This window comes from Streptomyces sp. NPDC031497, assembly GCF_055580905.1.
Genome location: NZ_JBVIKO010000012.1, coordinates 75,291 through 99,490 on the forward strand (window position 1 = coordinate 75,291; position 24,200 = coordinate 99,490).

A 24,200-nucleotide genomic window follows, 5' to 3' on the forward strand; every position below is an offset into this window, starting at 1 on the left:
ACTCAGTCGCCGAGGTGGCTGCCGATCGATCGGGCAACCTCGGGGTGGGCGAGGTACTCGACAATGCTGTGCGCCCGGTCGCGGGCGTTGACGACAGCGAGGTCGGACAGGCCGTCCGCCCAGTCGTCGGCCAGCGGGCATCCGATGGCCACCGCGTCGGTCGGGCACCATGCGTTGAGCCAGTCCGCCACGATGTCCGGACGCTTCGGCCCGCCCACGAGCAGCCTGCTGTACACGCTGTCCAGGCCGAGGGGACTGCCCGCCGTGGTCAGATGGACGAGGTCCACTCCGGGGGCCAGCCGTGTGGTGAGATCCAGGCCGACGACCGTGCCGAGGCTGTGGCTGACGAGCACCACTTCCCCGGCGTCCGGCATCGTCTCCGATACGCAGTCCAGGACCTCGTCCCGGATGCGCCGGTCGTCGAGGTACGCGGCCACGTCACGGAAGACCAGGGCGATGGCCCAGGCATCCAGGTCGCTCCTGGCCGCCAGCCAGGCCAGCCGCTTGTGCAGGCTCCCGACCACGTCGTCCAGGCCGATCCGTTCGGTGGCCAGCCGGCTCTCGTGCGGCATGTCCCACTTCGTGGCCGCCTCGCCGATGATCTCCTCGTACACCGCGCGGGCGGTGGGGGTGGCGGGTGCGACCGCCTCCGCCGCCCTGGCGGTCGGCGCCTCGGTGAGGTGGGGGACGGCTTCATGCGCGGTCAGGGCCTGGACCAACCGGTCGCCGTAGTAGGGGAACCAGACGTCCGCCGGGTCGACCGGAGCGAGCCCGGCGCGGACGAGCCCCTGGTTGAGTCCGGCCGCCCATTCGCGGCGTAGCTTCTCGGGGTCCTTGCCTTCCTGGGAGCGACCGTGGAGGAAGACCAGATGCCGTGTGCCGCCGAACGCGCCGTCCCGGGCGGGGACGCCCGCACGCGCGGTGGCTTTCTCGACGGCCGGACGCGACACCGCGACACCGCGAGCCGGAGCCGTCGCCGGGCCGGCGACGGGAGCAGCCGGGGCTGTCGCCGGCCCGGCGACGGCCTCCGCGAGACGCAGTCCCGACTCCGGGCCCATCTCGGCCAGCAGCTCCCGCTGCCGGGAGGAAAGGGGCAGGGCTGCCAGGTGTTTCAGGATGGAGCTGACGCGTACGCCCTCGTTGGAGACCCAGTCGATGGCGTCGTCGCCGTCGCCGGGCTGCCAGACCTGGCCGTCACGGCGCAGGACGCGGCCCTGTCCGTCGGTCTTGGGTACACCGCTGTGGTGGAGCGCGACGACCTCCCACTGGTCGTTGAAGACGGGCGAGCCCGAGTTGCCCGGTTCGGTGTCCGTCTTGTAGTGGAGGAAGTCGTCGAGGCGTACCTGGAGCATGTTGTCGCGGACGGCGATCTCCTTGAGACGTCCCATCGGATGGCCGATGACGTTGACCGGTTCGCCGATCACCAGCTTTCCCGGCTGTGCGCTGAGCCGGTTCCAGCCGAACGCCTCCCCCGCGGGCCGCTGGTCCGGGCCGGGGGCGACCAGCACCAGGGCGAAGTCGAGGCGTTGGTCGGTCAGGAAGAACCCGTCCGGATCGAGTTCCAGCCGCGTGGGCGGCTGGGCCGTGTTGTCGACGGTGACCTGGGCGTCGAACTCCACGAAGCACTGCCGGGCGGCCGCCGCGTCGGTGAGCACGTGATGGTTGGTCAGCAACAGGCTCGGCGACACCAGGAAGCCGGTGCCGAGCGGCAGCTCACGACCGTTCTCCCGCACCGAGATCCGGGCGACGGTGCGTGCCGCCCGGGCGCCGCGCGGCAGGAAACTCCAGGCCTGCAGGTCCTTGGACACCCCGAGGATGCGTTCGTATGCGGCGGTCGGGGCCAGCGGTTCCGCCCGGACGGCCTCCACCACCATGGCGGCGGGCACCGCCTGCCGGTCGAGCAGCCGGGCCGCGCGCGCCGCGAGTGCCTCCTCCGAATCCGGGAAGGCGACCCCGGCGTCCTGTTGCGCCTCGACCGCCCGCCGCTCGGCGCCGGTCTCGTCGTACCGCGCGGTGGCCGCCGTGACCTGGCGCTCCCGTTCCTCCCGGGACCTGTCCGTCGTTGCCATGTCAGGTCACCGTCCTTCCGGCGGTGTGCCACGGCACGAAGGCGTTCGTCAGCCCGGTGAGGGCCGTGCGCAGCTCCGGGTGGTGGCGCAGCAGCACCGTGATCATGCTGTTGTCGTCGATCCAGGCCATCCCGGCCTTGGAGTACACCTCGGGGGTGTAGTACTCGGTGAAGAAGCGGTCACTGTTCAGCCGGCGTGAGGCCATCAGGATGAAGATGCGGAACGCCGTGTCGCTGAAGGCGAATCCGGCCGGCAGCTTCTCCGCGTACAGCCCGACCGTGAGGTCGACCTTCTCGATGTCGCCGTCGTAGAGCCACTGGATCTGCTCGGCCCACGCCCTGTTCTCCGTCAGCTCCAGGAAGTTCGCCGCGGGCTTCAGCCGCAGCAGCCGCCGGAACTCGTTGTAACGGGGGACACCGAATTCCCGGGAGCGCAGGATGTCGGTGGCGGCGAGGTCCTGCAGTTGCCCGTCGGGGCGCTCGAACTCCTGCAGGAACCTGGGGAAGTTGTGCAGGGTGACCAGTCCGGGATGGAGCGTTCCGAAGCTGTAGAGCAGATCGGCCATCTCGGTGGTCTCCATGACCTTCAGCGCCCCGGGGCCCGCGATGTCGCGGAGGGTGCAGTGGCGCAGGCTCGTGTCGTCGGCGGCGGAGCGCAGATGCCACTCGTCGCGGATGAGCGGGTGCATGCGGTAGACGGCCACGAACTCCTCGGTGAGGGAGTACGGGACGCCGTAGTGGTCCGTTTCGCCGCCGGGGATGCCGCTGACGACCTCGCTGTCGCTGATCCGGCCGAAGAGGTCGTGGACACGCTCGCCCGCGATGCCCCACCAGTTGGCGCGCAGAGCCTTGACGGTGGTGGGGTGGCTGATCACGGCCGGTGTCCACTCCACGGTGTGGATCTTGGCGAGGAGCGCGGCGTTGACGAGCCGGGCGCGCTGGAAGAGTTCCTCGTCGTTCCAGGACGGGTACGCGCCGTGCAGGTGATCGCAGATCGCGTTGTGCTCTCGGGCGAACAGGTCGTGCATCATGGCGAGGCCCAGCCAGAAGCCGGGGACGTGCGAGGGGTCCTGGGAGGGGTCCGAGGGGACCGGGGACTGCTCGTCGTCCCACAGACGCAGCCTGCCCAGCTCACCGGCGCGCATCAGGCGCTGCTCGGTCTCGTTCTTCCCGTAGATCTGCGACGCGTCCCACCAGTGGGAGGACACGTTGACGCGGGTGTCGGGTGTTCCGGCTGGTGCCTGCGGGTCGCGGGTCGGGTCGTCCGGTGTCCGCATGATCCGCATGGGGTGTTCCGGCCACGGGTCGTCGTCCATGAGGGGTACTTCCCAGGGCCGTTCCGTGGGACTGGTCCCGTGGCTGAACCAGTCGCGGACCATGAACTGAAGCCAGGCGGCGACCAGGGAGTTGACCGATTCGGCGGGGATGAGCTCGTCGCGGGTGAGCACGGCGCGGCTGACCTCGCGCGGGTTCGGCGTGGACAGCACGTCCTCGGGTGCGGTCGGTGCGATCCGGTCCAGCGGGATGTTCCGGCCGAAGCGGGTGCCCGCCATGCCCATGCGCGGCTCGGCGAGGTCGTTGTGGCTGCCGTCGGCGGTCCGGTTGACCTTGTGGGTCTCGGAGGGGGGTGCGGGGTCGGGCAGATTCACCGAGGGCAGCCGGCCGGTGTCGTGGAGGTTCTTCTGCCGAAGCCTGACGCGCAGTCCGAGGAGCGTCACCAGGCCCGGGACGACGGGCAGTCTGTCCCAGCCGATGCGCCGGTCCACCGCTTGGGCGACGGCGGTGACGATCCGCCAGGGCAGTGACGTACGGTATCCGGCATCGGAACGGCTGGCGGCGCGGGGTTGCTTACTCATCGCGGTCCTCCTTGGCAGTTGCTCCTCGGGCGGTTGCGAGGATCACGTCGCTCGCCTTCTCGCTGATCATGTAGATGGGGGCGGCGACGAAGAATCCGGGAATGCGGGGAAAGACCGATGCGTCGACGATCCGCAGGCGGTCCACACCGCGCACCCGGAACTCGCTGTCGACGACGGCCGAGGGGTCGTCCGCCCGTCCCATCCGGCAGGTGCAGGACGCGTGGTGGCCCCAGGCCTCGTCCTGCACGAAACGGCGGATGCCCTCGCGTCCGGCGATCTCCTCGCCGGGCCACAGCTCCTCGGGGATCACGGAGCCGGCCCTGCGGTTCATCTCGCGCACGAACTCGACGGCACCGGCCATGGCGTCGAGATCCACGGCGTCCTTGTCCGTCCCCTCGCCGAAGTAGTGGAAGTTCACCAGCGGGGTGTCACGGGGGTCGGTGGAGCGCAGCCGCACCCGGCCCCCGGTGTTGTGGGTACGGCTCTTGAGGATGGCCCAGGTGAAGCGGTCCTTGTGGAGTGTCAGGTCGTGCGAGTAGCCGGGCCGGTAGCCCCGGAAGTCGAAGGGGCCGCCGAAGATGAACAGGTCGGGTGCGTCCAGCTCCGGACGGGACGCGCGGGTGACACCGACGACGGCGCCGTTGGTCGTGTAAAGACCTTCGCCGCGCTGCCAGGCCCGGTAGCAGCGGTCCGGTTCGGTCCCGGGCCGTGGCGTGTGGAAGTCGCAGTCCTTGAGGACCGGGAACTCGCGGTCCATCCGGCTGACCACGCCGACCTCGTACCGGTCCTGGAGATTCCCGCCCACGCCCTGAAGGTCGACCCTTACGGGGATGCCGTGCCGCCGCAGCTCCTCACGCGGTCCGATGCCCGAAATCATCAGCAGCTGGGGCGTGTTGAAGGCACCCGCGGCCAGGATCACCTCGTGGGACGCGAGGACCCTGCGCAGGATCGGTGGCCCGGTGTCCGGCCTGCTCGCGGGGTCGGCCCGGTAGGCGTGCGCCCCGTCCAGATAGTCGACGCCGGTCGCGGTCCCGTTCCCGTCCAGTACGATCCTGGCCGCCAGCGCGTTCGTACGGACCACCAGGTCGCCCGGATGGCTTCGCTGTACGCCCCGGACCCGCTCGCGTACGGCGCTGCGCCGTCCGTTCGCGGTGGAGAGGGGGATCTGCCACAGCCCCTGCAGGGCACGCGTCTGCGCCCGCCAGTCGTTGGGGTCGACGAAGGAGCCGAACCCCTCCAGCGGGGACAGCGGCCGGTCGAGGAAGTCGGCCAGCGCGTCCTCCGCGGCCGAGAGGATGACCTTCAGCAACTGCTCGTCCTGGACGGCCAGTTCGGGGTCGGCAAGGGTGGTCGGCAGCCAGCCGTCGAATCCGTGGCGTGCGTCGTTGCGGTACCGGGCACCCGTGACGGGCAGGATCTTCAGCAGCGCGGCCAGCAGCGGGTTGGCGGGCGGCTCCTTGGGCCTTGGCCGGTAGGTGCAGCGTTCCAGCCGCTCGAAGTACCCTCGCATGGCCGTGCTGTGCCATGTCACGTCGCCGGTCTCCTCCGCGATCGCGTCCCAGTCGCGGTTGTACGGATAGACGGTGATGAGCGCGTGGTGCGCGGTACAGCCGCCGACCGTCCCGGCACGCGGGTAGAGGATGCCCCGGTCGGGGACGAGTTTGCTGTCGCGCTGCTGTTGTTGCTCATCGGCATAGTGCCGGACGAAGTAGTTCCAGCACTGGACGGGGTCCTCGGAGGCGTCCGCGTGGAAGGCGGGCACCAGGTAGTTGTCGTTCTCCGGGGCGCCGCCCGCGTCGAGCAGCAGCGTGCGCATGCCCGCGGCGGCGAGGTTGGCCGCGAGCGGTCCGCCGCCCGCCCCGGCGCCGACGACGATGTAGTCGAAACCCGTCTCGGCCGGGGAATCGGCACCGGGTCCTCCCGTCACTTCCGCTTCCCCTTCCCCGAGTTGGCGAGCGAAGTGGCGGCCAGGAACGTGTTGGCGGCCGAGATGAGCGTGGTCAGGGCCGCGGTACGTGGGGGAAGCCGACCGCTCAGGCCCAGCGCGGCCGCCGTCGCGGTGTCACTGCCGTGGATCAGGACGCCGTCGCACAGGTCCTCCCGCAGCCGCTCGTCGCGGTTGGTCAGCAGATCGAGGCCGAGCAGGATCGTACGGATCCCGAACAGCCGGAAGGCGTACACGGCCGCCGGGCTGGGCGGCTCACGATCGGGGTCGAGGCGCCGGATGAGCAGGTCGGGTGCGAGCAGCCCGGTGACTCCGTTGAAGAGCCGGATGCCGGCGAGTGCGTAGACCGAGACAGCGCGGGGCCCGGCTATTTGGGTGGCCATCATGTCTCCTGACGGTGCTGTGAGTCTGGCGGTGACGGGAACCACCGCAGACCCTTCCGACGAGGGAGAAGACCACCTGTAAACGCTCCAATTATTACATTATGGGCATTGCGGCTTCCCTGCACCTTGAGTCCCAGGGCTTCCCAGGGCACGTGTCCGGGCCCGGAGAACCACCCGCCCAAGGACTGCTGCGTGGAGTGGGGCCCGAACGTCCACCGCGACCGGTGCGTCAACGGCCATGAGGTCGATCGCCGGGCCTGGCGGTCGGTGGCGACCCGAAACCGTGAGGAGCCGGCGTGTCTCACGCGCTGCAGCTTGACGAGACACGCCGGCGGGCCGCCCGGTCAGTCCCAGTGGATGTCGGCCAGGTCATCCAATGGCCTTCGCTCGGCCACCGCCTCCGGCACGAGCAGGTGGTCGCCCTTGTGGAGGGCGGTGGGGAAGCGGATGTGGGCTCGTTCCTCGATCTCGTCGAGGGTGACCTGGAAGACGCGGAACTCGTCGAGGTCCAGGACTTCGAGCTGGTCCAGGTTCTGCGTGAGCAAGAACGCCTTGGCCTTCAGCTCGCCTCGCTCGACGAAGGCGATGACCTTCCAGAACTCACGGGGGATCTTCACGTCCCGGTAGACCCGGTCGTCGTCCTGGAGGACCGGCCCACCGAAGACGCTCACCTTGAGGTCGTCGACGTCGACGTCGGCGAAGACGGCGTCCTCCAGCTCGCCCCACAGGCCGTTCTTGGCGCTCTGGTTGAAGTCGTCCATCTGCGGGGTGATGTTGGTGTAGAAGAACGAGTCGGTGTTCGCCTTCTGCGCCTCGGGCATGCTGCCCCAGATCAGGTCCGCACGGCGCGCTATGTGGCCGCGGTCGAGCCGGTTGGCCTCGTACAGCTCGTTCCCGACCTGCGTGTTCGAGGGCAGCCGCGGGTCCTTGACGAAGGGTATGCCGGACCGGCTGAGCTTCTTGAGGCTCCCGCCGTCGATGTTCCAGCCCACCCAGAAGGGGAAGTGCCGCTTCTTGCTGAGGGCCAGCGAGTAGTGCGTGTACGGGATGACCTCGGAGCCACCGAGGCGTACGGTGTCCCCGCTGATCTCCGCGGTCAGCTGAGGTATGTCGATCTGCTCGCCGAGGAAGTCCGGGTTGTAGCCCCGCAGGGGCTGCACCTCCTCGGGAGAGGGCTGCTGCAGGGCGATGTCGAGCTTCTCGAAGACGGAGCTGGAGAGGCAGGCCAGCGCGTGGTCGTCGGGGTCGCCGGCGCTTTCGCCGCCGAAGTGCAGTCCAGCGATGACCTTGCTCGGCCGGCCGTTCTGCTTGAACAGCCAGGCCGCGCCCGAGTCGCCGCCGCTGCTGATCTGCTGGTCTGTCGCCGGGTGTTCGTTGTCGGGCCCGATCTCGAAGCAGCCGATGGTTTTCTCGCCGACGTCGCCACCGTAGTCGATCTTGGCCAACGTGTGGATGCGGCGGACGATCCCGTGAGTGACGCCGGTGGTCCGTCCGCTCTTGATGACCTTGTCTCCCAGAGCTGCCTCACCCAACTCCTGGGGCGCCACGTCAAGTCCCAGGATCTTGGGATCGAAGGTCCGACCCTCTTCGATGGTGGTCACGGCGCAGTCGCCGGCCGGGCCGAGGTGGGACCGCCTCAGGACGCCGAGGTGGTTGCGGGAGATCTCGTTGTCGTCGAACCGGCCGGGCTGGACTACCTCCTCGCCCAGCTGACCGTCCGGGCCCTGCAGTACATGCCAGTTGCTGAGCACGTACGGGGTGCCGTCAGTCCTGTCGAACACGATGCAGCCGATGGTGCCGGCCGTGACCGTCACGCCACCGACACTGGCCCCCGGGAGGACGGGGTTGAGGCGGGTCTTTCGTTCGGGCTTCTCGGCCTCCGCGACCACGCGGAAGTGGGCCTGGTAGGTGCGCTGGATGATGTCGGTCGGCACCTCCACCCCGTCCACCGTGACGGTCTCCGGTATCCGGGTCGTGCCCAGCGCCTCCAGTGCTTCCGGCTCGGCCTTCTGCTTGACCGTGAACTGCAGCGCGATCTGTTTCCCCCGGGTGCCGTTCTTGAGCTTGTGACCGATCCCGACGGACGACACGTTGGGGTCTGCGAGCAGGTCCGGACCGCGCGTGCGGATGTACTGCTTCAAGGACTCGATCAGCTTGTCCTGGGAGGACGCCGATTTCCTCGGCGCCGACGCAGTGCGGTTCTTGTTGTTGGTGGGCATGAAAGGGAGACGTCCCTTCGCGGAGGAGGGGGAACGGCTCGCGCAATGCACCGCGGACCAGTCAGAGCGGGTGCGGTGTCGCTGCGAGCGTCCGCTGGCCACCACTTATCGAAACAGGGATACAAGGCATACGTCGCTATATAATCACCCAAAAGGGGCATGGCCTTGAGGCCTCTTGTAAGCAGGTCCTCGGGGATCGGGGTGAACAGCGGGGCGTTGTGGTTTCGAACCGCGTGCAACGAGTCAGGTGGGCGCCATGAGACCGCGCCTGCTCCACCTCTCATGTCGGGCGTCTGACCTGCGCTCTTGCTGTGTCTGGCGGCGGGTTGGGTGTCTTGGGGACCGCATGTGGGCCCCAGGTCCGGGATCTCCGCGGTGCAGAGGTCCGGCAGTGGGCTCAACCTCCTCTCCGCCTTGTAGGAAGTTCCCTCGCCGACGCGTAACGTGAAGCAGCATGAAGATCCCCATCATCGATGCATGGTGTCGCAACCTCCTGTCACCAACTGCACGAGAAGCCTCTGACCTGCGAGGGGATGGGCGCGCATGAAGATCCTCATCAGCGCCGACATGGAGGGCGCCACCGGGGTGACCTGGCCCGGCGACGTACTGCCCGGAACGCCGCAGTGGGAGCGGTGCCGGTCGATGTTCACCTCGGACGTCAACGCCGCCGTCCTCGGCTTCCTCGACGGCGGTGCCGACGACGTCCTCATCAACGAGGCCCACTGGAGCATGCGCAACCTGCTCCTGGAGCAGCTCGACGAGCGCGCCGAGATGATCACCGGCCGCCACAAGACCCTCTCCATGGTCGAGGGCGTCCAGCACGGCGACGTCGACGGCATCGCCTTCGTCGGCTACCACACCGGCGCCGGCATGGAGGGCGTCCTCGCCCACACCTACCTCGCCAACTCCATCACCGGCGTCTGGCTCAACGACGTCCGCGCCAGCGAGGGCCTGCTCAACGCCCATGTCGTCGCCGAGTACGGCGTCCCGGTCGTCCTCGTCACCGGCGACGACCTGGCCTGCGAAGACGCCCTCGGCTACGCCCCCGAGGCGCTCAAGGTCGCCGTCAAGGACCATGTGTCGAGGTACGCGGCCGTCTGCCGCACCCCGGCCAGGACCGCCGCGGACATCCGCGCCGCCGCCAAGGACGCGGCCGGACTGGCCGTGCGGCACGAACCCGTGACCGGCGGGCCGTTCACCGTCGCCCTGGAGTTCGACGCCGAGCACCTCGCCCTCTCCGCCACCGTCGTCCCCGGCGTGGAGCGGACCGGCGAGCGGAAGGTGGCGTACACCGAGGGGACCATGTACGACGCCATCCGCACCTTCAAGGCGGTCACCACGATCGTCTCGGCAGCCGTGGAGGAGCAGTATGGCTGACGGGCAGGCGCTGGACGAGGTGGTCCGGTTCACCTCCGAGCTGATCCGGATCGACACCAGCAACTTCGGCGGCGGCGACTGCCGGGAGCGGCCCGCCGCCGAGTACGCGGCCGAACAGCTGGCGGGAGCCGGTCTGGAGCCGATCCTCCTGGAGCGGACCGAGGGCCGCACCAACGTCGTCGCCCGGATCGAGGGCACCGACCCGTCGGCCGACGCGCTGCTTGTCCACGGTCACCTGGACGTGGTGCCCGCGCAGGCCGCCGACTGGAGCGTCGCCCCGTTCTCCGGGGAGATCCGCGACGGGGTCGTGTGGGGCCGGGGCGCCGTCGACATGAAGAACATGGACGCGATGATCCTGGCCGTGGTGCGGGCCTGGGCCCGGGAGGGGGTACGGCCGCGCCGGGACATCGTCGTCGCGTTCACCGCCGACGAGGAGGCCAGCGCCGAGGACGGCTCCGGCTTCCTCGCCGACCACCACCCCGAACTGTTCGAGGGCTGCACCGAGGGCGTCAGCGAGTCCGGCGCCTTCACCTTCCACGACGGCACCGGACGGCAGCTCTACCCCATCGCCGCGGGCGAGCGCGGCACCGGCTGGCTGAAGCTCACCGCGCGCGGCCGGGCCGGACACGGCTCCAAGGTCAACAAGGAGAACGCGGTCACCCGGCTCGCCGCCGCCATCACCCGCATCGGCGAGCACACCTGGCCGCCCCGGCTCACCCCCACGGTCACCGCCGCCCTCACCGAACTCGCCGCCCTCTACGGCATCGAGCCCGACCTGGACGAGGTCGACCTGCTCCTCGACAAGCTCGGGCCGGCCGCCAAGCTGGTCGAGGCCACCGTCCGCAACAGCGCCAACCCGACCATGCTGAACGCCGGTTACAAGGTCAACGTCATCCCCGGCGAGGCCGCCGCCTTCGTCGACGGACGCCATCTGTACGGCACCGAGGACGAGTTCCGCGCCACCCTGGACCGGCTCACCGGGCCCGACGTCGACTGGGAGTTCCACCACCGCGAGGTCGCCCTCCAGGCGCCGCTCGACTCACCGACGTACGCCCGGATGCGCGCCGCCGTCGAGGAGTTCGCGCCCGAAGGGCATGTGGTGCCGTACTGCATGTCGGGCGGCACCGACGCCAAGCAGTTCTCCCGGCTCGGCATCACCGGCTACGGTTTCACACCGCTCCGGCTGCCGGAGGGCTACGACTACCAGGCCATGTTCCACGGCGTCGACGAACGCGTCCCCGTCGAGGCCCTGCACTTCGGCGTCCGGGTCCTGGACCGCTTCCTGCGCACGGCATAGGAGACATCGTGGAGACGAAGCCGTACGGCTCCTGGCCCTCGCCCATCGACGCGGCCCTGGCCGCCGCGCACGACGGCAGCCCCGACTGGGTGGGCTTCGTCGGCGACGAGACCTGGTGGACCGAACCCCGCCCGCGGGAGGGCGGGCGCCGGACCCTGGTGCGGGGCAGCACCCGGGAGTCCGTGCTGCCCGCGCCGTGGAACGTCCGCAGCCGGGTCATCGAGTACGGCGGACAGCCCTGGGCCGGTGCGGTGCCCACGGCCGGCGGCGAACCGCTGCTGGTCTTCGTCCACTTCGACGACCAGCGGCTGTACCGGTACGAGCCGGGCGCCGAGCCCCGCCCGCTGACCCCGCCCGGTCTCCGCTGGGCCGAACCGCGGTTGCTGCTCGACCGCGGCGAAGTCTGGTGCGTGCTTGAGGAGTTCACCGGGGACGGCCCCGGCGACGTGCGGCGGGTGCTCGCCGCCGTACCGCTGGACGGCTCGGCCGCCGAGGACCGGACCGCCGTACGCGAACTCACCGCCGAACGGCACCGGTTCGTGACCGGGCCGCGTCTCTCGCACGGCGGGCGGCGGGCCGCCTGGCTGGCCTGGGACCATCCGCGGATGCCGTGGGACGGCACGGAACTGCTGGTCGGCGAGGTCGGTGACGACGGTGTGCTGCACGAGGTCCGCACGGTCGCGGGCGGCCCCGAGGAGTCCATCGCCCAGGTCGAATGGTCGACGGACGACCGCCTCCTGTACGCGAGCGACCGCAGCGGCTGGTGGAACCTCTACCGCGACGGCACCCCCCTGTGCCCGCGCGAGGAGGAGTTCGCCGGGCCGCTCTGGAGGCTCGGCCAGCGCTGGTTCGCACCGCTGGACAACGGGCTGATCGCCGTCGTCCACGGCCGCGGGGCGACCGCGCTCGGGATACTCGACCCGGAGTCCGGTGAACTCGTCGACGCCGCCGGACACTGGACCGAGTTCGCCCCCACCCTCGCGGCGCACGGCACCCGCGTCGTCGCGGTCGGCGCCGGCCCGCGCACCGCGGGTGAGGTGATCGAACTCGACACCGCCGGCGGCCGCGCCCGGGTCGTCGGCGCCCCCCACCGCGACCCGGTCGACCCCGCCTACTACCCCGAGCCGCGGGTCCGCACCTTCACCGGCCCGGACGGCCGCGAGGTGCACGCCCACATCTACCCGCCCCACCACCCCGGCCACACCGCCCCCGACGGCGAGCTGCCACCGTACGTCGTGTGGGCACACGGCGGCCCCACCAGCCGGGCGCCCCTCGTCCTCGACCTGGCGATCGGCTACTTCACCTCCCGGGGCATCGGGGTCGCCGAGGTCAACTACGGCGGCTCCACCGGGTACGGGCGGGAGTACCGCAACCGGCTGCGCGAGCAGTGGGGCGTGGTCGACGTCGAGGACTGCGCGGCCGTCGCCCTCGCTCTCGCCGAGGAGGGCACCGCCGACCGCGCCCGGCTGGCGATCCGGGGCGGCAGCGCCGGCGGCTGGACCGCCGCCGCCTCGCTGACAGGCACCGACGTCTACGCCTGCGGCACCATCTCCTACCCCGTCCTCGACCTCACCAGCTGGGGCACGGGGGAGACCCACGACTTCGAGTCCCAGTACCTGGAGTCGCTGATCGGACCGCTGGCCGAGGTCCCCGAGCGGTACGCCGCACGCTCGCCCAGCGCGCACGCCGACCGGCTCACCGCGCCCTTCCTGCTGCTCCAGGGCCTGGACGACGTGATCTGCCCGCCCGCGCAGTGCGAACGCTTCCTCGCCAACCTCGACGGACGGCACGTGCCGCACGCCTACCTCACCTTCGCGGGCGAGGGCCACGGCTTCCGCCGCGCCGAGACCATGGTGCGCGCCCTGGAGGCCGAACTCGCCCTGTACGCACAGGTGTTCGGGCTGAACGTGCCCGGCATTCCCGAGTTGGAGCTGGTGAAGTGAGCACGCTGACAAGGCCGTCGAGGCTCGCCCTCGGAGACCGGATCGCCGTCGTGGCGCCGAGCGGGCCGGTGGTGGAGGAGCGGCTCCAGGCGGGCCTCGACGTCCTGCGCGGCTGGGATCTCGACCCCGTGGTGGCACCCCATGTGCTGGCCAGGGACGCGGAGCTGGGCTACCTCGCGGGCTCCGACGCCGACCGGGCCGCCGACCTCCAGCGGGCCTGGTGCGACCCGTCCGTGTCCGCCGTGCTCTGCGCGCGCGGCGGCTACGGCGCGCAGCGCCTGGTCGACCTGCTCGACTGGGAGGCGATGCGGGCCGCCGGGCCGAAGGCCTTCGTCGGCTTCAGCGACGCGACCGTACTGCACGAGGCGTTCGCGACCCGGCTCGGTCTCGCCACCCTGTACGGGCCGGTGGCCGCGGGCGCCGACTTCGTCAAGAGCAGCGAGGCACAGGAGCACCTGCGGGCCACCCTGTTCGCCCCGGAGACGGTCCGCACGATCAGCGGCCGGGGCAGCGCGCTGGTGCCCGGCCGGGCCCGGGGCGTCACGGTCGGCGGCTGCCTGCGCCTGCTCGCGACCGGCATCGGCACCCCGCACACCCACCCCGGCGCGCGCGGCGGGCTGCTCCTCCTCGAAGACGTGGGCGAGCAGCCGTACAGCCTCGACCGGAGCCTCACGCAACTGCTGCGGTCCGGCTGGCTCGACGGCGTCGCCGGCATCCTGCTCGGATCCTGGGACCGGTGCGGGCCGTACGAGGGCGTGCGGGCGGTGCTCGCCGACCGGCTCGGCGGGCTCGGGGTACCGGTGGTGGAGGAGTTCGGCTTCGGGCACTGCGAGTCGGCCCTGACGATCCCGCTCGGCGTCGCGGCGGAGCTGGACGCCGACGCGGGCACACTCACCCTGCCGGAACCGGCGCTGCGCTGAGACCGCACGGCCGGCCGCGCTCGCCGTGCGGGGTGTGGGCCGCGGGCGCAGCCCGGCCGTATGAGCTCGAAGACCTCGGAGCGCCGGGCCCTGACCGGCCGACGCGCCGTGGCCGGCTTTGCGTAGGGTGGGTGAATGCCGCACATCGCTTCCCGCTACCTCACCGAGGGCCCTCGCGTGGGCATCCGCCACTTCGGCTACGAGGACGGCGCCGAGTTCATCGCCCGGGCCCGGGAGAGCAAGGACCTCCACCAGCCCTGGCTGTTCCCGCCCACCACGGACGCGGCCTACGCCGGCTACGCGGGCCGGCTCATCGAGGACCGCAGCAAGGCCGGGTTCCTGGTCTGCGAGAAGGACGGCGGAGAGCACGGCGGGGCGATCGCCGGGTTCATCAACATCAACAACATCGTCGAGGGCGGCTTCCAGTGCGGAGCCCTCGGCTACGGGGTGTTCGCGCACGCGGCCGGGCGCGGGCTGATGCGGGAGGCGATGGGGCTGGTCGTGGATTACGCCTTCGGGCCGATGCGGCTGCACCGGCTGGAGATCAACGTCCAGCCCGGCAACGCCGCGTCCATCGCGCTCGCCCGTGGCGCCGGGTTCCGCCTGGAGGGCTTCTCGCCCAACATGATCTACATCGACGGGGCCTGGCGGGACCACGAGCGGTGGGCGATCACGGCCGAGATGCGCTGATCCGGAGCAGGGCACGCGCCGCCGGACGGGCCCCGGCGGCCCGGCCTTTGCGGAATCCTGACCGGCAGCTCCCCTGGTCAGCTCGTCCCGCGCCGGGTTCCATGGCGATCGTGACGAGGATCCGACGTGAGGTGCTGACCCTGCCCGCGGCGGAGTTGGGCCCGGACAACCCGCTGCCCCCGCTCCGCCCCCTCGACGATGGGGGCACCGCCCACGCCCTTCAGGCAGTGGCAGAGCACCGCGTCGAGGAGCGCGAACGGGACGAATTCCCCGCCGACATGGTCCGGCAGCTCGGCTACGAACCGCTCCGCAGCCTCCTCCCGGTGCGGATCCGCGACGGCTACGGCAGAACCCGCGCGCCCCGTGCCCTCGACGCGCTCGTGATCGAGAACGACCGGCTGCGCGCCACCGTCCTGCCCGGCCTCGGCGGTCGCGTCGCCTCCCTCGTCCACCTGCCCACCGGCCGTGAACTCCTCTACCGCAACCCGGTGTTCCAGCCCGCCAACTTCGCCCTCAACGGTGCCTGGTACGCCGGTGGCATCGAATGGAACATCGGTGCCACCGGCCACACCACCCTGTCCTGCGCCCCGCTGCACGCGGCCCGGGTCCCCGCCCCCGACGGCGGGGAGATGCTCCGGCTGTGGGAGTGGGAGCGGCTGCGCGACCTGCCCTTCCAGGTCGACCTGTGGCTGCCGGACGGCTCCGACTTCCTGTACGTCGGCGTCCGCGTCCGCAATCCGCACGAACGCCCGGTGCCGCTCTACTGGTGGTCCAACACGGCCGTACCCGAGGACCGCCGGGTCGTGGTGCCGGCCGCGGAAGCCTGGGAGTTCGGGCCCGAACGCCGGCTACGCCGGACGCCCGTCCCGTCGTACGACACCCAACACCCCTACGCCACCGACTACTTCTACGACCTACCGGACGGGCGGCGCCGCTGGATCGCCGCGCTGGACGCGGCCGGGCACGGGCTGGTGCAGACCTCGACCGACGGACTGCGCGGCCGGAAACTGTTCGTGTGGGGCTCGGGTCCCGGTGGCCGGCGCTGGCAGGAATGGCTCGGCGGACCCGGCACCGGCGGCTACCGCGAGATCCAGGCCGGGCTCGCCCGCACCCAGCTGGAGCACGTCCGGCTGGAGGCGGAGAGCGAGGTCTCCTGGCTGGAGGCGTACGGGCCGCTGTCAGTGTCGCCGGAGACGGAGACGGAGACGGAGCCCGCGGCGGTGGCGGAGCGGCTGGAGGAGGCCCTGCCCCGCACCGCGGTCGACGCCGCGTACGTGGCCTGGCAGCCCTGCGCCGACACCGCGCCCGGCGAGATGCTCGCCACCGGCTCCGGCTGGGGCGCCCTCGAAGTCCTGCGCACGGACTGGAAGCTGCCCGGCACGCCGTTCGCCGAGTCGACGCTGGGCGAGGAGCAGGCGCCCTGGGTGGAACTGCTGCACACCGGCACGCTGCCCGAACCCCGCCGGGTCCGCCCACCGGGACCCACCCTGGTCGCACCGGTCTGGCGGGACATGCTGGAGACGGCCCCCGCGACCCCGCACACCGAGTACCACCTCGGCGTCGCCCAGTGGCACGCCGGCGACCGCGCCCAGGCCGTCCGCAGCTGGGAGCGGGCCCTCCGGCTCGCGCCGTCCCTGTGGCCGCTGCTGCGCTGTCTCGCCGGCGCCGACCAGGAGTACGGGCACCACGAGCGGGCCGCCGAACGGTACGCCCACGCCTTCGACGACCTGTGCCGCGAGCTCCCCCACTGCCTGAACGGCGCGGGAGGTACCCCCACCGACGACGGTGCGCTCTGGACGGCGGCCGCCGCCGCGCTGGGCCGCGAGTCCCTCGAAGCGCTGCTGCGGGTACGGCGGGTCGCGGACGCCCGTGCGGTCTGGGAGGCGCTGCCGCCGGCCGTCCGGGAACGCGGCCGGTTCCGGCTCCTGGCGGCCGAGTTGCTGCTCGCAGAGGGGCGGCGGGATGCGGCCCGGGCCGTGTTCGAGGACGGGTTCGAGGTCGCCGACCTGCGGGAGGGGGACGATGCCGTCGACGGGTTGTGGGCGCGGCTCGGTGACGAGCCGCTGCCCGGTCGGTACGACTTCCGGATGCGGCCGCGGAACCCCTGATCAGGCCGGTTGCTGATCGACGTACTCGAACACCGAGCCGTCCGGGTGCATCGCGAGCAGATTGCGGCCGGCCGGGGTGGGCACCGGCCCCGCGAGGATGTGGGCGCCGAGGTCGTCCAGCAACCGGTGGGCCGCGTCGACGTCCTGCACCGCGATCGTCGCGGTCACCTTGCGCAGCACCTCCAGCTCCGCCTCCGGGCCGCTCATCAGAAGGAAGGAGCCGACCGCGGCGACCTGGACGCCCCCGCGTTCGAAACGGAGGGCTCTGCCGCCGGAGAGGCGTTCGTAGAACGGGATCGCGGTTTCGAGGTCGTCGACGCAGATGCGCAGGGAGGCGCCCAGAATCTCCATGGGACGAGCCTAGTTGGCCCCGGACGGGAAGAGGCCACCTCCGGTGATCTCCTGTTACGGCTTTTCGCGTCCGGGTACCCGGCCCGCATGGCACATCTGGATCATCTCGAACATCTGGACAGGGACCTCGTCGACGAACTGGCGCAGGTCGCGCGCGAGACCGTACGGGATGAGCTGCGCGAGCAGGGCCGGAAACGGCGACGGGCCGCCCTGCTGTACGGCGCCTCCGGTGCGGTCGCCCTGTACGCCGGGGCGGCGGTGGCGGCGGCCGTGGGCCTGGCGTTGGCGGTCGTGCTGCCGGGGTGGGCCGCGGCGCTGGCCACCGCGGTGATCCTGGGCGCGGTCGCCGGTCTGCTGCGGGAGGCCGGCCGGCCCAGGAGGCCGCACGTTCCCCACCCGGCCGTCGGCGGGCCGGCGCCGGCAGGGTCGCCCGGCGGGCCGGAGCCGGCATATCCGCCCATGCCGTCCAGGCCGCCGGTCCCGCCCATCACTCCGGTTACGCCCCTGACGCCCGACGCCGGCCAGGAGGCGCCGCACCATCGGGCGTGAGGCGGACACCCCGTGCCGTCGGCCGCTCGTGCGGGTGCGGCCGGTCGCGCGGTTCCGCGCTCCCCGGCCGGGACGTCTTCGGCGGGCGGCGTTTGACCGACCCGCCTACGGTTACGTGGGAAGCCTCGGAACCCAGACGCATTCCCGGAGGCGCACCGTGAGCCGTCGACCCCGGATCGTGACCGTCGGCGCCGGTTTCGCCGGGTGCCGCGCGGCACCCGGCCCGCGCGCGGCCGGCCCGGCACCGTGCCGCGGTCACTCCGCCCGACCCGCCCGACCACCTTCCGTGTCCGCCCTCGTCGAGCCTCGCACCGTCCTGGCCGGGGCCGCTGGACACGGACCCGCCGGCAGCTGCCTGAAGGCCCCCGGAACCGCTACGGACACTCCCTCCGAAGGAGTCTCATGAACACCGCCGAACTCGTCGAACTCGCCCAGCAGTTGCGCGTGGACAGCGTGCGGGCGGCGGCCGCGGCCGAGTCCGGGCATCCGACCTCGTCGATGTCCGCCGCCGATCTGATGGCCGTCCTGCTCGCCCGCCATCTGCGCTACGACTTCGACCGGCCCGCCCACCCCGGCAACGACCGTCTCATCCTCTCCAAGGGCCACGCCTCGCCCCTGCTGTACGCCGCCTACAAGGCGGCCGGCGCCATCGACGACGCCGAACTGCTCACCTTCCGCCAGCTCGGCTCCCATCTGGAGGGGCACCCCACCCCGCGCCGGCTGCCCTGGGTCGAGACCGCCACCGGCTCCCTCGGCCAGGGCCTGCCGGTCGGCGTCGGCATCGCGCTGTCCGGGAAGCGGCTGGAGCACAGCCGGTACCGGACCTGGGTGCTGTGCGGGGACAGCGAGCTGGCCGAGGGCTCCGTGTGGGAGGCCGCGGAACAGGCCGGGTACGAGCATCTCGACAACCTCACCGCGATCGTCGACGTCAACCGGCTCGGCCAGCGCGGCCCCACCCGGCACGGCCACGACCTGGACGCCTACGCCCGCCGCTTCCAGGCCTTCGGCTGGCACACCGTACAGATCGACGGCCATGACGTGGACGCCGTGGACCGGGCCTGCGCCGAGGCCGCGGCCACCGCGGGACAGCCCACCGTGATCCTCGCCCGCACCCGCAAGGGCCGGGGCGTCGCCGCCGTCGAGGACCGCGAGGGCATGCACGGCAAACCGCTGCCGGACCCCGAGGAGGCCGTCGCCGAACTGGGCGGCATCCGGGACGTCCGCGTCCATGTGAAGGAGCCTCCGGCGGCCCGTGCCCTGCACTCCGTGCCCACCGGCGCGCTCGAACTCCCGCGCTACGACAAGGGGGACGAGGTTCCCACCCGTGACGCCTTCGGCAAGGCGCTGGCCGCGCTCGGCACCGCCCGCGCCGACATCGTCGCGCTGGACGGCGAGGTCGGCGACTCCACCCGTACCGAGCTCTTCGGCAAGGAACACCCCGACCGCTACTTCGAGTTCTACATCGCGGAACAGCAACTCGTCGCGGGTGCCGTCGGGATGGCCACGCGCGGCTGGGTGCCGTACGCCGTCACCTTCGCCGCCTTCCTCAGCCGCGCCCACGACTTCGTCCGCATGGCCTCGGTCAGCGGCAGCGGGATCAACCTGGTCGGCTCGCACGCCGGTGTCGCGATCGGGCAGGACGGGCCCTCCCAGATGGGCCTGGAGGACCTGGCGATGTTCCGCTCCGTGTACGGCTCGACCGTGCTGTACCCCTGCGACGCCAACCAGACCGCCAAGCTCGTCGCGGCCATGGCCGGACTGGACGGCATCCGCTATCTGCGCACCTCGCGCGGTGCGAGCCCGGTGATCTACGGGCCGGACGAGGACTTCCCGGTGGGCGGCAGCAAGGTGCTGCGCTCCTCCGACGCGGACCGGCTGACCGTGGTCGCCGCCGGCGTCACCCTGCACGAGGCGCTGAAGGCCGCCGACGCGCTCGCCGAGGACGGCATCCGGATCCGGGTGGTCGACCTGTACTCCGTCAAGCCCGTGGACCGGGCGACCCTGCGCCGGGCCGCCGAGGAGACCGGCTGCCTGGTCACCGTCGAGGACCATCACGAGGAGGGCGGGCTCGGCGACGCGGTCGCCGAGGCGTTCGCCGACGGCCGGCCGGTACCGCGTCTGGTGCGGCTCGCCGTGCGGACCATGCCGGGCTCGGCCGCGCCCGACCAGCAGCTGCACGCGGCGGGCATCGACGCCGAGGCGATCGCGGCGGCCGGCCGCCTCCTGGTCGAGGAGGCGATCGTGCGATGAGCGGTGGCGACGGCGACCGGGCAGTCGTGCGATGAGCGGCGACGGGGTGCGGGAGCCGGTGGTGGCCCTGGCGGCCGGACGCGGACGGTGGCAAGAGGAGGATCCATGAGCGGACAAGCCGGACTGCGGTATGTGTACGCGGTCTGCCGCCCCTTCGCGGCGGCCCTGCAGTCCCAGCTGACCGGCGTGGCCGGCATGCCGCCCTGGCTGCTCAGGCACCACGGTCTGGTCGCCGTCGTCAGCACGGTCCCGGAGGGGGACTTCGCCGAGGCCCCCCTGCGGGATCATCTGAAGGACCTGGACTGGCTGGCCGCGACCGCCCGCGCCCATCAGGGTGTGGTCGACGCGCTCACCACGGTGACCACCCCGCTGCCGCTGGAGGTGGCCACGGTCTTCCGGGACGACAGCGGCGTCCGGACCATGATGGAGGCCCGCGAGGCCGACTTCCTGCACACCCTCGACCGGCTCGACGGCCGGGTCGAGTGGGGCGTGATGCTGTACGCCGATCCGCCGGAGAAGGAGCCGGCGCCCGCCGAGGAATTCGCCCGCACCCTGCACGAGCGGCTTTCCCGGTACGCCGAGGATTCCCGGCTGCACCCGCCACGGAAAGCGCCGCTCACCGGTGCGCCGGAACGGAATCTGTTCTGCGCCGCCTATCTGGTGGCGCGCGCGAATTGCGAGGAATTCGTGGAACTGGTGGACCGTACGAAGGACGAGGCGCCGGGAATACGGGTGGAGCTCGCCGGCCCATGGGCGGCCTACTCGTTCACCGACGACATCGCCCTGGAGGAGCATCCCGATCTGCTGGACCTCTGCACGCGGCCCGGGACCGCGACGGGCAGCGGCCCGAGGACCTGAATCGGACCTCGGGCCGCTGGGGCCGCTGTTGCCGCGTGCGTGAACCGGCCACCGGAGGTGGCTCTACCACCTGTACCAGCGGCCCCTGCCACCGGTACCGGTCGTGCCGCGTACCAGGAATCCGAGAATCTGACCTCCTGCGCTCGGGGTTTCCCGAATGGCGTGGATCAGGCTCGCTCACGGCAGAGAATTTCGCCGTGCAGGACGGCGAACCAGCCGTCGTCCTGTGCCGCCCATTCCCGCCAGGCCTCCGCGATCGCCCGCAGTTCAGTGGTGGTCGCGTGACCACCCTCCGTGGCCCGCTCGGCATATGACGAGGCGACCGTGCGGTCCGCCCACAGCCCGCCCCACCACTCCCGCTCCTCGGCCGTGCTGTACGTCCAGGTGCCGGAGGTGGCGGTGATGTCGGTCAGTCCCGCGGCCAGCGCCCAGGACTTCAGCCGCCGCCCGGCGTCCGGCTCGCCCCCGTTGGCCCGGGCCACCCGCCGGTACAGCTCCAGCCAGTCGTCCAGGCCCGGCACCGCCGGGTACCAGGTCATCGCCGCGTAGTCGGAGTCCCGTACGGCGATGAACCCGCCGGGCTTGGTGACCCGGCGCATCTCGCGCAGCGCCTGCACCGGGTCGCCCACGTGCTGGAGCACCTGGTGGGCGTGGACCACGCAGAAGGTGTCGTCCGGGTAGTCCAGCGCGTGCACGTCGGCGACCGTGAAGTCCACGTTCGTCAGCCCGCGTCCGGCGGCGGTCTCCCGGGCCTGCTCCAGGATGCCCGGCGCCTGGTCGGCGCCGGTGACCCGGCCGTCGGGGACCAGTTCCGCCAGGTCAGCGGTGATCGTGCCGGGGCCGCAGCCGATGTCCAGGATCCTCATGTGGGGCTTCAGCGAACCGAGCAGATAGGCCGCGGAGTTGGCGGCGGTGCGCCAGGTGTGGGAACGCAGCACCGACTCGTGGTGCCCGTGCGTGTAGACGGCGGTCTCCTGCGGTTTCGACATGGCTCAGCCCCTTCGCTTCACACCAGGCGGACGGGGCCGGACGACCCCGTCCCGCGGTGTCCGCAACGCTACGCTCGCATGCCGAATGATGAGACCCGCGTTTTACGATATGGACTGACGCTCCGTCAGTGAGGCCGGTAGACGGTCAGCGCAGCCGGCAGCTTGTCCACCGTCACCTCGCCCTTCACGTCGACGACTTCACCGTCGTACGCGAGCGGGGTACCGGTCTTGAGGCCGGTGAGACGCAGTCGGCTCACCCGCACCTCCGCGTGTGCGGGGGAGCGGGTCAGCGGACCCGTGAGGGCGGCGGTGAGCAGGCGCAGTGCGGGATGCCGGCCGCCGTGCACCACCCGTACGTCCAGCTGGCCGTCCGCCAGGTCGGTACGGCGGCCCGGTGTCAGGCCCATCCGGTGGTAGACGCAGTTGCCGACGAACAGCAGCCACAACGGGTGTGCCGAGCCGCCGAGTTCGACCTCCAGCGGATGCTGGTCGGTGCGCAGCACGCGCAGCGCCGCCAGCACCTCGGCGGGCCGGCCGCCGATGCGGTGCGCCCAGCGCTCCCGCTCGCGCACCAGCTCCGGGTAGACACCGAGGCTCAGCGTGTTGAGGAAGATGCCCTCCTGGTCGTCACAGGCGAAGCGGCCGACGTCCACCCGGACCGCCTCGCCGTCGCGCACCGCGCGGCCCAGGCCGCGGCCGCCCTCCACGGTCAGGTCGTAGGCGAAGTGGTTGAGGGTGCCGCCGGGCAGCACCGCGAGCGGCAGGCCGTGCCGCAGGGCGATCCGGGCGGCCGCGTTCACGGTGCCGTCGCCGCCGCACACCCCGAGCGCCCGCGCCCGCAGCGCCGCCTTCTCCAACTCGGCCCGCACCTCGTCCGGTTCGCACTCCACGAGTTCGGCCTTCGGCAGCTCGTCGCGCAGCGCCCGGACCCGGTCGGAGCTGCCCGAGGCCTGGTTGGCCACCACCACCAGGCCCTCCCCCTCGGGCAGCGCCGGAACCTCGGCGCGCGGCCGGGGCGGCGGACCGATCTGGCCCCGGGTCGGCACCAGCCGGCGGACGGCGAACGCGGCGCCCACGCCCAGAGCCGCGCCCGCCAGCACGTCGCTCGGGAAGTGCACGCCCGTGTAGACCCGGGACATCGCGACGGAGAACGCCACCGGCGCCACCACCGCACCCCACCCCGGCGACTCCAGGGCGACCCCGGCCGCGAACGCCGCCGCCGACGCGGCATGACCGGAGGGGAACGAGGTGGTGATCGGCTGCCGCTTCAGGTGCCGTGCCGCCGGCACCGGGTCCAGGACCGGCCGGGGCCGGCGCACCGAGCGCTTGCCGAGGGTGTTGATGGTCAGGGAGGCCAGGCTGAGCGAGGCAAGACCGCGGGCGGCGGCGCGGCGGGCCCGGGGCGTGCGGGACGCGGCCACCGCGGCGGCCGCCGCGAACCACAGCACGCCGTGGTTGGCGCTGCGGCTCAGCCGGGGCAGCACCGGCTCGGCGAACGGCCAGTTCCGCTCGGCCGCCACCTCGAACAGCCTCAGGTCGAGAGCGAGCAGCCGGTCGCGCAGCGCGTGCCGGCCGGGCTTCAGGACGGTCAGGTCAACATCTGGGCTCATGCGGGTCCGGTTACCCTGAAGTGGCTGTTTCGTGCCGGTACTCGGTGCGGACGAGTGAGAGGACCCTCTGGATGCGCCTGCTCCTCATACGTCATGGGCAGACCCCGACCAACGTCGACTTCCTGCTCGACACCGGCGTACCGGGCCCCGGTCTGACCGCGCTCGGCGAGCAGCAGGCGGCGGCCCTGCCCGAGGCCCTCGCCGACGAGGACATCGAGCTTCTCTACGTCTCCACGCTGACCCGCACCCAGCTCACCGCCGCACCGCTGGCCGCGGCCCGCGGCCTGGTTCCGGTCGTCCGCGACGGTATCCGCGAGGTCTCGGCCGGCGACCTGGAGCTGCTGCCCGGCCATTCCGAGCGGGGCCAGGAGTACATGCGGACCGTGTTCGCCTGGGCGGCCGGCGACACCGGGCTGCGCATCCCCGGCGGGGAGACCGGGGACGAGGCCCTGGCCCGCTACGACGCGGTGATCGCCGAGGCCGAGGCGAGCGGCGCCCGGACGGTCGCCGTGATCAGCCACGGCGCGGCGATCCGGCTGTGGACGGCCGCCCGCGCCGACAACGTCGACGTCTCCTTCGCCGCCGCCCGCCCCCTCGACAACACCGGCGTGGTCGTCCTGGAGGGCTCCCCGGCCGACGGCTGGAAGGCCGTGTCCTGGCAGGGGGCGGTGGTGGAGCCGGCGGGGGAGAGCGGGCCGACGGGGGAGCCGGTGGAGTCCGCCGCGGAGTGACTGCGTCGCGGGGGCCGACGTCTTCGGCCGCGGGCGCGTCGTGGTTGCTCGCGCAG

Annotated in this window: 18 protein-coding genes; 10 read left to right on the forward strand and 8 right to left on the reverse strand. The window is 72.0% G+C overall.

Annotated elements, in window-relative coordinates:
- Window positions 1-2: 2 nt before the first annotated feature.
- The 5 genes from ACZ5K7_RS24935 to ACZ5K7_RS24955 all read right to left on the reverse strand — a co-directional run bounded on the left by ACZ5K7_RS24935 (window position 3) and on the right by ACZ5K7_RS24955 (window position 8,471).
- Window positions 3-2,069: a trypsin-like serine peptidase gene (locus ACZ5K7_RS24935; RefSeq protein ID WP_468916241.1), complete on the reverse strand. Its 2,067-nt coding sequence runs from the start codon at window positions 2,067-2,069 to the stop codon at window positions 3-5.
- Window position 2,070: 1 nt separating this feature from the next.
- Complete coding sequence (locus ACZ5K7_RS24940) at window positions 2,071-3,924, reverse strand: peroxidase family protein (RefSeq protein ID WP_468916244.1); 1,854 nt, start codon at window positions 3,922-3,924, stop codon at window positions 2,071-2,073.
- Window positions 3,917-5,851: a GMC family oxidoreductase gene (locus tag ACZ5K7_RS24945; RefSeq protein ID WP_468916247.1), complete on the reverse strand. Its 1,935-nt coding sequence runs from the start codon at window positions 5,849-5,851 to the stop codon at window positions 3,917-3,919. Before ACZ5K7_RS24945 ends, ACZ5K7_RS24940 begins: the two co-directional genes overlap by 8 nt.
- Window positions 5,848-6,255 (reverse strand): hypothetical protein, encoded by a 408-nt coding sequence (locus ACZ5K7_RS24950; protein WP_468916250.1) that lies wholly within the window; start codon window positions 6,253-6,255, stop codon window positions 5,848-5,850. The genes ACZ5K7_RS24945 and ACZ5K7_RS24950 overlap by 4 nt, the downstream gene beginning before the upstream one ends.
- A 341-nt stretch (window positions 6,256-6,596) precedes the next feature.
- Entirely contained in the window at window positions 6,597-8,471 is a 1,875-nt protein-coding gene (locus ACZ5K7_RS24955) for a DNA/RNA non-specific endonuclease (protein WP_468916252.1), read from the reverse strand.
- Between the two features lie 543 nt (window positions 8,472-9,014).
- Here ACZ5K7_RS24955 and ACZ5K7_RS24960 point away from each other — a divergent pair.
- The 6 genes from ACZ5K7_RS24960 to ACZ5K7_RS24985 all read left to right on the forward strand — a co-directional run bounded on the left by ACZ5K7_RS24960 (window position 9,015) and on the right by ACZ5K7_RS24985 (window position 16,806).
- Complete coding sequence (locus ACZ5K7_RS24960) at window positions 9,015-9,848, forward strand: M55 family metallopeptidase (protein WP_351698990.1); 834 nt, start codon at window positions 9,015-9,017, stop codon at window positions 9,846-9,848.
- The gene (locus ACZ5K7_RS24965; RefSeq protein WP_468916256.1) at window positions 9,841-11,145 is read left to right on the forward strand and encodes a M20/M25/M40 family metallo-hydrolase; all 1,305 of its coding nucleotides are present in this window, start codon (window positions 9,841-9,843) and stop codon (window positions 11,143-11,145) included. Before ACZ5K7_RS24960 ends, ACZ5K7_RS24965 begins: the two co-directional genes overlap by 8 nt.
- Before the next feature lie 8 nt (window positions 11,146-11,153).
- Window positions 11,154-13,088: a S9 family peptidase gene (locus tag ACZ5K7_RS24970; protein ID WP_468916258.1), complete on the forward strand. Its 1,935-nt coding sequence runs from the start codon at window positions 11,154-11,156 to the stop codon at window positions 13,086-13,088.
- Window positions 13,085-14,008: a S66 peptidase family protein gene (locus ACZ5K7_RS24975; RefSeq protein ID WP_468916261.1), complete on the forward strand. Its 924-nt coding sequence runs from the start codon at window positions 13,085-13,087 to the stop codon at window positions 14,006-14,008. The genes ACZ5K7_RS24970 and ACZ5K7_RS24975 overlap by 4 nt, the downstream gene beginning before the upstream one ends.
- 135 nt (window positions 14,009-14,143) lie before the next feature.
- Complete coding sequence (locus ACZ5K7_RS24980) at window positions 14,144-14,698, forward strand: GNAT family N-acetyltransferase (RefSeq protein WP_468916263.1); 555 nt, start codon at window positions 14,144-14,146, stop codon at window positions 14,696-14,698.
- Between the two features lie 101 nt (window positions 14,699-14,799).
- Window positions 14,800-16,806, forward strand: a complete 2,007-nt coding sequence (locus tag ACZ5K7_RS24985) for a DUF5107 domain-containing protein (RefSeq protein WP_468916266.1) — start codon at window positions 14,800-14,802, stop codon at window positions 16,804-16,806.
- On the opposite strand, the gene ACZ5K7_RS24990 is transcribed toward ACZ5K7_RS24985, so the two are convergent.
- Window positions 16,807-17,157, reverse strand: coding sequence for a VOC family protein (locus ACZ5K7_RS24990; protein ID WP_351699000.1), 351 nt, complete (start codon window positions 17,155-17,157; stop codon window positions 16,807-16,809).
- An 87-nt stretch (window positions 17,158-17,244) separates the two neighbouring features.
- Here ACZ5K7_RS24990 and ACZ5K7_RS24995 point away from each other — a divergent pair, with 87 nt between their 5' ends.
- The 3 genes from ACZ5K7_RS24995 to ACZ5K7_RS25005 all read left to right on the forward strand — a co-directional run bounded on the left by ACZ5K7_RS24995 (window position 17,245) and on the right by ACZ5K7_RS25005 (window position 20,814).
- Entirely contained in the window at window positions 17,245-17,706 is a 462-nt protein-coding gene (locus ACZ5K7_RS24995; RefSeq protein ID WP_468916270.1) for a phage holin family protein, read from the forward strand.
- A 402-nt stretch (window positions 17,707-18,108) separates the two neighbouring features.
- Window positions 18,109-19,956 carry a transketolase gene (locus ACZ5K7_RS25000; protein WP_351699004.1) on the forward strand — a complete coding sequence of 616 codons (1,848 nt, stop codon included), beginning with the start codon at window positions 18,109-18,111 and terminating at the stop codon, window positions 19,954-19,956.
- A 105-nt stretch (window positions 19,957-20,061) separates the two neighbouring features.
- A complete protein-coding gene (locus ACZ5K7_RS25005) occupies window positions 20,062-20,814 on the forward strand; it encodes a GvpL/GvpF family gas vesicle protein (protein WP_468916272.1) in 753 nt (250 codons plus the stop codon).
- A 167-nt stretch (window positions 20,815-20,981) separates the two neighbouring features.
- Here ACZ5K7_RS25005 and ACZ5K7_RS25010 read toward each other — a convergent pair whose 3' ends face one another.
- Window positions 20,982-21,803: a class I SAM-dependent methyltransferase gene (locus tag ACZ5K7_RS25010; protein ID WP_468916275.1), complete on the reverse strand. Its 822-nt coding sequence runs from the start codon at window positions 21,801-21,803 to the stop codon at window positions 20,982-20,984.
- Between the two features lie 125 nt (window positions 21,804-21,928).
- On the reverse strand, window positions 21,929-23,413 hold the full coding sequence (locus ACZ5K7_RS25015) for a bifunctional phosphatase PAP2/diacylglycerol kinase family protein (RefSeq protein ID WP_351699010.1): 1,485 nt from the start codon (window positions 23,411-23,413) through the stop codon (window positions 21,929-21,931).
- A 71-nt stretch (window positions 23,414-23,484) separates the two neighbouring features.
- On the opposite strand from ACZ5K7_RS25015, the gene ACZ5K7_RS25020 reads away from it, so the two are divergent.
- Complete coding sequence (locus ACZ5K7_RS25020) at window positions 23,485-24,144, forward strand: histidine phosphatase family protein (protein ID WP_351699012.1); 660 nt, start codon at window positions 23,485-23,487, stop codon at window positions 24,142-24,144.
- Window positions 24,145-24,200: the final 56 nt, after the last annotated feature.

Bases quoted from the DNA above. Each gene is read 5' to 3' on its own strand.
- ACZ5K7_RS24990 (WP_351699000.1), bottom strand. From the start codon at position 17,157: ATGGAGATTCTGGGCGCCTCCCTGCGCATCTGCGTCGACGACCTCGAA.
- ACZ5K7_RS25000 (WP_351699004.1), top strand. From the start codon at position 18,109: ATGAACACCGCCGAACTCGTCGAACTCGCCCAGCAGTTGCGCGTGGAC.
- ACZ5K7_RS24940 (WP_468916244.1), bottom strand. From the start codon at position 3,924: ATGAGTAAGCAACCCCGCGCCGCCAGCCGTTCCGATGCCGGATACCGT.
- ACZ5K7_RS24950 (WP_468916250.1), bottom strand. From the start codon at position 6,255: ATGATGGCCACCCAAATAGCCGGGCCCCGCGCTGTCTCGGTCTACGCA.
- ACZ5K7_RS25005 (WP_468916272.1), top strand. From the start codon at position 20,062: ATGAGCGGACAAGCCGGACTGCGGTATGTGTACGCGGTCTGCCGCCCC.
- ACZ5K7_RS25010 (WP_468916275.1), bottom strand. From the start codon at position 21,803: ATGTCGAAACCGCAGGAGACCGCCGTCTACACGCACGGGCACCACGAG.
- ACZ5K7_RS25020 (WP_351699012.1), top strand. From the start codon at position 23,485: ATGCGCCTGCTCCTCATACGTCATGGGCAGACCCCGACCAACGTCGAC.
- ACZ5K7_RS24985 (WP_468916266.1), top strand. From the start codon at position 14,800: ATGGCGATCGTGACGAGGATCCGACGTGAGGTGCTGACCCTGCCCGCG.
- ACZ5K7_RS24960 (WP_351698990.1), top strand. From the start codon at position 9,015: ATGAAGATCCTCATCAGCGCCGACATGGAGGGCGCCACCGGGGTGACC.
- ACZ5K7_RS24935 (WP_468916241.1), bottom strand. From the start codon at position 2,069: ATGGCAACGACGGACAGGTCCCGGGAGGAACGGGAGCGCCAGGTCACG.
- ACZ5K7_RS24995 (WP_468916270.1), top strand. From the start codon at position 17,245: ATGGCACATCTGGATCATCTCGAACATCTGGACAGGGACCTCGTCGAC.
- ACZ5K7_RS24965 (WP_468916256.1), top strand. From the start codon at position 9,841: ATGGCTGACGGGCAGGCGCTGGACGAGGTGGTCCGGTTCACCTCCGAG.
- ACZ5K7_RS24955 (WP_468916252.1), bottom strand. From the start codon at position 8,471: ATGCCCACCAACAACAAGAACCGCACTGCGTCGGCGCCGAGGAAATCG.
- ACZ5K7_RS24980 (WP_468916263.1), top strand. From the start codon at position 14,144: ATGCCGCACATCGCTTCCCGCTACCTCACCGAGGGCCCTCGCGTGGGC.
- ACZ5K7_RS25015 (WP_351699010.1), bottom strand. From the start codon at position 23,413: ATGAGCCCAGATGTTGACCTGACCGTCCTGAAGCCCGGCCGGCACGCG.